Origin of the sequence: Desulfitobacterium sp. (assembly GCF_035539115.1) — a bacterium.
Taxonomy (GTDB): Bacteria; Bacillota; Desulfitobacteriia; order Desulfitobacteriales; family Desulfitobacteriaceae; genus Desulfitobacterium_A.
In genome coordinates this window covers 1-8916 of the sequence record NZ_DATLJA010000014.1, presented here as the reverse complement: position 1 = coordinate 8916, position 8916 = coordinate 1, and the positions used below count along the sequence as shown (strand labels likewise).

Below are 8916 nucleotides of genomic sequence, written 5' to 3'. Positions count from 1 at the left end.
AAAAAACTGGATTTAGCTAACTTATCCACATTATCCACAGCCCCTGTGTATAAAGTTATCCGCTATCTCCATTTTCTAGCTGCAGCTTCAAACTCGCTTTTTGCAGTTATTCACAGACTTATCCACATTGTCCACAGTCTTTTCTATCCACAGAACACTTTTTGCCCCTTTGCCCGAAAGTCCCAGCAATAAAGTATGCCATAAGTATGAAAAAAAGAAGCGGGTTGACAAACCTGCTTCTGGGTACGCATCGAATAACCTATAATTCGCCAATTCAATTCGTTAAATTTAGTCCGGGAATAGCATTAAGATTCCAGGATGCAAAATCACCCGCGAGATAATGATAATAGCCCGCTGTTGCGATCATTGCCCCATTGTCAGTACATAATATAGGGGGCGGATACACAAAGCGGATATCCCTCGTCAGGCGCTCTTCAGTCAGACGTTCTCTCAATAAGGTGTTAGCGGCAACTCCACCCGCGAGCACGAGTGTTTTGGCTCCAGTCCGCTTTAAAGCCAATAAGGCTTTCCGAACCAATACATCGACTACCGCCTCTTGAAAGGAAGCAGCCAGATCGGGTACGCTTAGGGTTTCCCCTTTCATCCGGGCAGAATTCAATGTATTCAGAACCGCTGATTTCATTCCGCTAAAGCTGAAATCCAGGCTTCCACGTTCCAACATCGCCCGTGGAAATTCATATGCCTGAGGATTCCCTGTTAAAGCAGCCTTTTGAATTTGTGGGCCACCGGGATACCCTAAACCTAACGCACGTGCAATTTTATCTAGGGCCTCCCCTGCTGCATCATCACGGGTATGCCCTAATACCTGAAAGTGACCATGACCTTCAAAATAAACAAGGTGAGTATGTCCTCCCGAAACGAGCAAGGCCAGCAACGGGAAGGTCAAATCCGGAGTATTAAGGAAGTTAGCATAGATATGCCCCTCTAAGTGATTAATCCCTATTAAAGGCACGCCTGCCGCATAGGCCATCGCCTTTGCGCCGGCGACTCCAACCAACAAGGACCCGACCAGCCCTGGTCCATAAGTCACAGCAATCCCCGACAGCTCGGAGAACGTCACTCCCGCTTCAGCCATGGTTTGCTGCACAACCCCTTGGAAATGTAAAAGATGTTCCCGGGAAGCAATCTCTGGAACAACCCCGCCATATTTTTGATGCGTACTGATCTGGGAAGAAATGATATGGCTTAATAGCTCCTGCCCATTCCGAAGAACTGCGGTCGAAGTCTCGTCACAGCTTGTTTCTACTCCCAAAATCAAAATATCTGAATTCGCGATTAGACTCACCTCCTAGCACTTCGCTCCCATCGAATCAAGTTCAGCCCACATGATCAGGGCATCCTCTCGATTATCCGAATAGTAGCCTTTTCTTCTTCCTGCCAGTACAAAACCCAAACGTTCGTAAAGCCGCTGGGCTGGGAAATTGCTTGTTCTAACTTCTAAAGTCATCCGTTCCATTCCCTCCGCCAGCATCTGTCGCATGACGGTTCGCATCAGAAATTCCCCGAGGCGATGACCCCGAAACTCAGGATCGATCGCAACATTCGTAATATGCCCCTCCTCTAAAATAAACCATAAGCCCATATAGCCGATCACTTGATTCTCCTGTTCGAGGCAGAAATAGCGGGCATATTCATTATCCTTCAATTCCGTTAAAAAGGCATGATGCGACCAAGGGGTTGGAAAAGAAGCCTGTTCAATTTTCATGATGCGATCAAGGTCATCTTCCTTCATCGGACGAACAATGGCCTGTGCTAACGGTTGTTTACTCATTCCGATGCTATCCATTGTTCTTAAGTCGCGCCTCCTCTTTTTTTGCCCAAGTCACCTCGGCTTCGGAAAGTCGAAGGTAATGGGGTGCCACACTTTCGCCCTGTGGTTTCTCGAGCCAGCGTTGCCAAACCTCCTGAACGGCAAAGGCACCTCTCGGCAAGGCCAGGTAATCGGGTAGGAGTACGGCGCGCTCCCCCAATCTTTCTAAGATCAGCTCAGTATAACGGGAAACAGCATCGCCAATGAATAGAACCGGACGGTCTAAGCATGCACATTCATCGAGCCAACGTTGGGGATCAATTGCCCGAGGCTGGACTCGGCAATCCGGCCTTTGCGAGTCCTGGTCCCAAAAATAGCCAGCCGTATACCATTCATTTTTCCGTGCATCGAGTATCGGTACGATAGCTTCATTCCGTCCATAACCTGCCCAGGCTAAAGCATCCAAAGAGATTGCTCCAATCAAAGGCAGGTGGAGAACTTCAGCTAAACCTTGAGCTGAGGCAATCCCAATACGTATACCTGTAAACGAGCCCGGTCCGCGCACGACTCCGATAAAATCCAGATCCTGAAGTTTCCAAGCCGCCGCCCCTAGTAACTGATCAAGCATCGGAATCAACCGCTCGGAATGCGTCTTAGCGGTATGCAAAAAGCCTTCAGCAACAAGTTGTCCCTCTTCTCCCAGACCGAGAGCCGTCACTTTCGTGGTTGTATCAATCGTGAGATACTTCATCGTTTTATCCTAACCTCTTCCTAATTATCCTCTCTGGGGATACTCAGATAATACCTGTTCAAGTCGTTTCTGCCAACCCTCTGTTTGGAACTGAAACGTCAGAACACGGGTATCCTCCCCACTTCCTTGAATCAGAATATCTAGCCGATCCTCGGGGAGATAGTCTTTAGCAATCTCCGGCCACTCAATGAGGCAGATTGCATCGATTTGAAAGGCATCTTCGACGCCAATCACTTCAACTTCTTCCGGGTGCTGTAAACGGTAGAGATCCATATGAACGAGCCGAAGGGATTTGCCTTGAGACGAGGCAGCGTATTCCTGGATTAAGGTAAAGGTTGGACTAGTCACCACTGCCGATATACCTAACCCTGCAGCAATTCCTTGCGCTAAGGCGGTTTTACCCGCACCCAGATCCCCCGCTAGGCAGAGGATGTCCCCCCCTTGCAAAACGTTTCCGAGAGAACGACCTAGCTTTAGGGTTGCCTCTTTACTCTGACTTTTAAACACATAATCCATAGGTTCACCCTTCCGGTTTCACGATTTGAGCATTGATGATTACGACCTCAGGCTCCGCTTGTAACACGAAGGGATGCTCACTCCAGATCACGAGGTCCGCATCTTTGCCCACTTCTAAGGAACCCACGCGATCCGCGATCCCTAGGATTTCTGCAGGGTTAATCGTAATCGCCTTCAGCGCCTCCTCGGGATCCATTCCCTCTTTAACTGCCATAGCAGCACATAAAGGAAGTCGCTCAATCGGGGTTACTGAGTGGTCGGTGATGATCGCAACTTTCACCCCAGCTCGTGCTAAGATTCCTGGGGTTTTGAAAGATTTATCTTTTAACTCAACCTTGGCTCGATTAACCAATGATGGTCCCACTACGGCCGGATACCCATATTCCGCTAATTCCTCGGCAATCTTATGACCGTCCGTGCAATGTTCAATTACTAAATCGACGTCAAACTCTCGGGCAATCCGAATCGCTGTCATGATGTCATCGCTGCGGTGAGCATGCGCACGTAATGGTATCTCGCGTTTTAAGACCCGGACGATATTTTCCAGGCCTAGGTCCCGCTCTGGCTTTTTCTCCGGATCCGCTTTTCCTTCTTCACACTTTTCCAGGTAGGTTTGAGCATCAACGAGGGCCTGACGTAAAAGCCCAGCCGTCCCCATCCGAGTCATTGGCATTTTCTTCTGCTCGCCATACACGCCTTTTGGATTCTCTCCGAAGGCGACTTTTAACCCCGCAGGCTCGCGTACGATCATCTGATCGACGATTTTACCGACAGTTTTGAGCACCACACCTGTGCCGCCGATCACGTTGCCGCTTCCCGGAGTAGAAAATACGGTCGTTACTCCCCCTAAACGAGCATCCCTGAACCCTTCATCCTCTGGGTTAATCCCGTCGATCGCTCGGATCTCTGGAGTGAGGGGATCCGTCAATTCATTCAAATCGTCCCCTTCTATTTGATAAATTTCTTCCCCAATTCCGACATGGGTATGCGCATCAATAAATCCGGGCAGTACCCATTTCCCCGCTGCTTCAATTTTTTTAACTTCTGAAGGCACCTCGATCTTTTCTCCGAGAGCCTTGATTTTCCCCTCTTCGATCCAGATACTCCCGATAAATTCCTGACCAGCCATGGTCTTAATCCGGCCATTCTGAATTAATAAACTAGCGTGTTTGTTCGCATTCACGTGAACTCCTCCAATTAAGCAAAATAATCCCACCTAGGACAACTCCACCGCCAACCCATTGGGCTAGATTGGGAATTTCCTTTAAGATAAGTGCAGCCATTATAAAGGTTACAGGTAACTCGAAGGTACTTAAAATAGCCGCTTTATCTGACCCGATTTTTTGAATTCCAACCAAGATTAAGTAAAAGGGAAGAATTGAAGCGATGGTTGCTAAAGCGATTCCAATCCCCCAAACTCCCGGGCTAGACCAAGGAATCTGAAAAACATTTCCTTTAAGATAGAGAATTAACCCCAGCGAAGAAAACCATTGTGCATAACACATCGCCGTCAGCGGAGAAACCTCTTGTAAGGCGACTTCCCCTACGACATTAAAGCTCGCGTAGGCGACAGCAGCAGCGATCCCCAGGAGTATACCCTCTAAAGGGATCCCTCCCACCCCAGAAAAGACTCCACTAGCCAGAGTCGTCCCCGCCAAGGTACAAACCAAGGCGATTTTCTCCTTTACTCCAACCTTTTTATGCAAAAAGATAACTCCTGCGCCCATGACCAGCACCGGATAGAGGTAGAGCAGAAGTGTCGCCATCGAAACAGGTAAATAGAGCAAGGCATAGGCAAAGAGTACACTCGTTCCTAAACTTCCGATTATACCCTGAAACGCTAAAATGAGCGTGTTTCGTTTGGAGAGCTTGAAAATTTTGCGATCAAAAAGCAAGCCGTAAAGTAGAAGCAACAAAGAAGCGATCCAGGATTGGAGAGCTAGAATCTGTAACGGGCTTAAATCCAAAGTATAGGCAGTTTTAATCAAGATAGAGGTCATGGCAAAGCAGACGGCCGAGAGTAAGACTGCTCCTACTCCGATTATTTCCTTTTTGTTTTCCGCGTCTAACACCCTTGATCTCTCCTCTCGACAATCGTAAGCCACGCTAAATATAAAGTTTATTACCTATCATTAGACCTTTGCAAATGCTCAGCACCAGTAGACAAAAAAAGCTAGGGTCATGTAGCTTTTTGCACATCTGTTCTCTTAGCACTCCAGGGCTGTCTCACTCGCTTCCGAAGCAGCTTTGCCAAACCTCAGGGTAATACCTGCAGTGAACCACTGGCACGCTTCGCTTCGGAAGCTTCGTTCGTTTCCTATAACGCCTTCCGCCGCAAATCGCTCACTCCTGTGCGAAAAGTTACTCTTTCGGGTCTTTATGGTTTAGATTGAAACCTGGGCGTTTTCCGGGATGTCCCTCATAGAGAGGCCAACCCGCTCTCGTGCTTTATCAATGCTCAGCACCCGCACTTTAACGATATCGCCCACAGACAAAACTTCCATCGGGTGTTTAATAAACTTCTGGCTGATTTGGGAAATATGCACCAGGCCATCATGTTTGACTCCAAGATCAATAAACGCACCAAAATCCACGATATTCCGAACGGTTCCTTCCAGAATCATACCTTCGCTTAAATCCTCAAGATGCGTCACATCCCGACGAAGTTTCGGTCGAGGAAGATCCTCCCGGGGATCGCGGCCAGGACGCTGGAGAGCATCAAGAATATCTTTAACGGTGGGTACCCCAGCCTTAAATTGTTCTGCTAATTCTTCGGGCCTGAGGGTAGAGATTGCTTGTCTCACTTCATCAGGATGATCTTTTAAATCAACGAGAGCAAAACCGGCCTTTTGTAAAATATTTTCTGCCAGAGCGTAGGACTCAGGATGAACCGGGGTGTTTTCTAAGGGATTCTCACCACCAGGGATTCTAATAAATCCTGCACATTGAATAAAGGTCTGCTCACCGAGACGCGGGATCTTCTTGAGCTGAGCACGCTTATGGAACTTGCCATTCTCCTCGCGCCAAGCCACTATATTTTTGGCAATCGTCGGCTTCAAACCAGCAACATGTTGTAACAAGGAGAGCGAGGCAGTATTGAGATCGACGCCGACTGTATTAACCACCGATTCGACCACGCCTTGTAAGGATTCGTCTAAACGTTTAGGCTGAACATCATGTTGATACTGCCCAACGCCGACCGCCTTTGGTTCAATTTTGACCAGTTCGGCCAAGGGATCTTGCAATCTGCGGGCAATCGAAACCGCACTGCGTAAGGAAAGATCGAAATCTGGGAATTCTTCTCCGGCAAGTTTGGAGGCCGAATAAACGGAAGCTCCTGCTTCACTGACAATGATATACTCCGAATGAAGTCCGCTTTCCTGGAGGAGCTCGGCCACAACTTCTTCAGTTTCCCTCGAAGCGGTTCCGTTCCCGATCGTTAAGATATCCACCTGATATTTTTCAATCGCTTCGTGAATGATCCGCTTAGCTTCTTCTCTTTTATTCTGAGGCGGATGGGGATAGATGACACCCACCTGGAGAAGTTTTCCGATATCATCAACCACAGCAAATTTACAACCTGTTCGAAAGCCTGGATCGAGTCCAAGTACAACTTTCCCTCGGACTGGCGGCTGTAAGAGGAGCTGACGCAGGTTTGCCGCAAACACCTTGATGGCTTGTTCTTCCGCTTTTTCCGAAAGTTCTCCGCGCACCTCCCGCTCAATCGAAGGAGCAATTAAGCGTTTATAAGCATCTTCAGTAGCATGATCAACAAAAGCAGCACAGGGTCCTTCCTTAACATAAACAGCCTGGATTAGCCGTAAAACCTCTTCAACTGGGACTTCAATTTTAACCGCTAGAAAGTCCTCTTTTTCACCTCGGTTTAAGGCCAGGATCCGGTGCGGTGGAATTTTACGCACGAGTTCCCGATAATCATAATACATCTCATAGGGAGAGCGTTCATCCGCCTTTTTAGAGGATGCGACAATATCTCCCAAGCGAAAGGTCGTTGCGCGAATTCTTTTCCGCAAATTCGCATCATCAGAAATGATCTCTGCTAGAATATCGGAAGCGCCATCTAAAGCTTCCTCAGCCGTCGAAACACCGAGCTCAGGATTGATATAGTTTAGAGCTTCCTCCTCCGGCCGTCCGACGGGGGCTTGCGCCAAAATCCACATTGCCAGAGATTCCAGACCTTTTTCCTTCGCAATCGTAGCTCGGGTCCGGCGTTTTTGCCTATATGGCCGGTAGAGGTCTTCCACCTCGTGAAGAATCTGTGCTTTCATGATTTGGGCGGCTAGCTCTTCGGTAAGCTTTCCCTGTTCCTCGATCAAACGGAGCACTTCCGTTTTCCGTTGGTCTAAATTTCTGAGATATTCCAAGCGTTCAACAATACTACGCAGCTCATTCTCATCTAGTTCCCCAGTCACTTCTTTGCGGTACCGGGCAATAAAAGGAATCGTATTCCCCGAATCAAGCAATTGAATAGCCTCTTTAACTTGACTCGGTTTTAAACTCAGTTCTTGAGCGATTAATGAAGCGAATTCCAATGGATAAACCCTCCCTGTAAAAGTTCTCAGTTTTTAATTATAACACCTTTGGCGTAAAAAACTAAGGGCAAAGGCAGTAAAAGGAAAACAAGCCCCCTGCTTGTGAGAGCTTGTTTGCTGCAAAAATCAATACCCTTGATTCCGTGTTTGATACTGGTTTCTTGCCAACAAAACACGACTAGCTACTTCTAACACGTCTGAAAGGACAGCTCCACCAGTCGCGAGGCCTCCAGCTCCCGGGCCTTTCCAAAAAAGCTCGCCCACCAATCTTGTCTTTAACGATAACCCATTATCTACCCCAGAGACTTGACTTAAGACATCCTCCTTGCCAACCCATTCGACTCCAACCTTAGCCTTAAGTCTCTGCTCGGAATCATGGCTTGATACGTTCTGCAAAGGAATGACTCTCGCCTGAGCGACTAATTTAGGAACCTTTCCTTGCGCCAGCTCTCTTTTAATATCTCCGGTTGATATTTTTTGGACGCCGGATAGTTCAATATCTTCGATCCGTATATTCATCTGAAAACATTCCCGACAAAGGATGACCAACTTACACGCCGCATCTAAGCCGCTTACGTCCATCGTCGGATCACTCTCCGCATAACCTGCATCCTGCGCTAACTTCAGAGCCGATTCATAATTCTGACCTGACTCAACCATCTGCGTCAGAATGAAATTGGTCGTGCCATTGAGAATTCCGCGAACCTCTTCCACCCGATCTCCAGAAAGGCCATGCTGAATTGTCCGTAGAATAGGGATTCCTCCTAAAACACTGCCCTCGTAAAGCAAGTAAACCCCTTGATGACGGGCCAACCCTTGCAATTCAACGCCATGCTTGGCTAATAAGAGCTTATTTGCCGTCACCACATGCTTACCATTTAAGAGCGCCTGTTTTACATAAGCATAGGTGGGATGTTCATTCCCCATAACCTCAACAATTAAATCGATTTCTGGATCATTTAAAATAGCTTGGGGGTTTTTCGTTAAACTCACACCCTGGACCGGGCGTTCTTTATCCATATCCCTTACAAGAGCTTGTTTAATGATTAAACGTTCTCCTAGCCTCTGCTCCATTTCCATTCGATTCAAACGAATTCCTTCGATTAAACCTTGCCCCACAGTTCCCAAGCCCAGAAGGCCAATCGTCAGCGCTGAATTTTTCAATATATCTCCTCCTTTGTCGTCGGATAAAGAAAACCCGGCTTTCGCCGAGCTTTGCGATATAGAAGACTTGGTCAGCGCCAAAGCGGTGGCCTTAGTCGCCTTATCCTGCCGAACTTAACCGCATTCATCGTAGGAAAGCGAAAACCGCTGGTTGCACTTAGAGT

The 8916-nt window shown here is 47.8% G+C and carries 9 protein-coding genes; 1 reads left to right on the top strand and 8 read right to left on the bottom strand.

The features are described 5' to 3' along the window. A partial coding sequence (locus tag VM640_RS02245) for a hypothetical protein (RefSeq protein ID WP_325389480.1) occupies positions 1-192 on the top strand: 192 nt, incomplete at its 5' end. Between the two features lie 82 nt (positions 193-274). Here the strand turns inward: VM640_RS02245 and tsaD are convergent. The 8 genes from tsaD to VM640_RS02205 all read right to left on the bottom strand — a co-directional run bounded on the left by tsaD (position 275) and on the right by VM640_RS02205 (position 8752). Next, positions 275-1297: a tRNA (adenosine(37)-N6)-threonylcarbamoyltransferase complex transferase subunit TsaD gene (tsaD, locus tag VM640_RS02240; protein ID WP_325389484.1), complete on the bottom strand. Its 1023-nt coding sequence runs from the start codon at positions 1295-1297 to the stop codon at positions 275-277. A gap of 12 nt (positions 1298-1309) precedes the next feature. Then, positions 1310-1792 carry a ribosomal protein S18-alanine N-acetyltransferase gene (rimI, locus tag VM640_RS02235; protein WP_325389478.1) on the bottom strand — a complete coding sequence of 161 codons (483 nt, stop codon included), beginning with the start codon at positions 1790-1792 and terminating at the stop codon, positions 1310-1312. A 7-nt stretch (positions 1793-1799) separates the two neighbouring features. After that, positions 1800-2522, bottom strand: coding sequence for a tRNA (adenosine(37)-N6)-threonylcarbamoyltransferase complex dimerization subunit type 1 TsaB (gene tsaB / locus VM640_RS02230; RefSeq protein ID WP_325389476.1), 723 nt, complete (start codon positions 2520-2522; stop codon positions 1800-1802). Positions 2523-2546: 24 nt separating this feature from the next. Then, positions 2547-3038, bottom strand: coding sequence for a tRNA (adenosine(37)-N6)-threonylcarbamoyltransferase complex ATPase subunit type 1 TsaE (gene tsaE / locus VM640_RS02225; RefSeq protein ID WP_325389474.1), 492 nt, complete (start codon positions 3036-3038; stop codon positions 2547-2549). 4 nt (positions 3039-3042) lie between these two features. After that, positions 3043-4167, bottom strand: a complete 1125-nt coding sequence (locus tag VM640_RS02220) for an amidohydrolase (RefSeq protein ID WP_325389482.1) — start codon at positions 4165-4167, stop codon at positions 3043-3045. Between the two features lie 31 nt (positions 4168-4198). Next, positions 4199-5110 (bottom strand): DMT family transporter, encoded by a 912-nt coding sequence (locus tag VM640_RS02215; RefSeq protein WP_325389472.1) that lies wholly within the window; start codon positions 5108-5110, stop codon positions 4199-4201. 312 nt (positions 5111-5422) lie between these two features. After that, positions 5423-7588: a Tex family protein gene (locus VM640_RS02210; protein ID WP_325389470.1), complete on the bottom strand. Its 2166-nt coding sequence runs from the start codon at positions 7586-7588 to the stop codon at positions 5423-5425. A gap of 126 nt (positions 7589-7714) precedes the next feature. Beyond that, positions 7715-8752, bottom strand: a complete 1038-nt coding sequence (locus tag VM640_RS02205) for a homoserine dehydrogenase (RefSeq protein WP_325389469.1) — start codon at positions 8750-8752, stop codon at positions 7715-7717. Positions 8753-8916 lie beyond the last annotated feature (164 nt).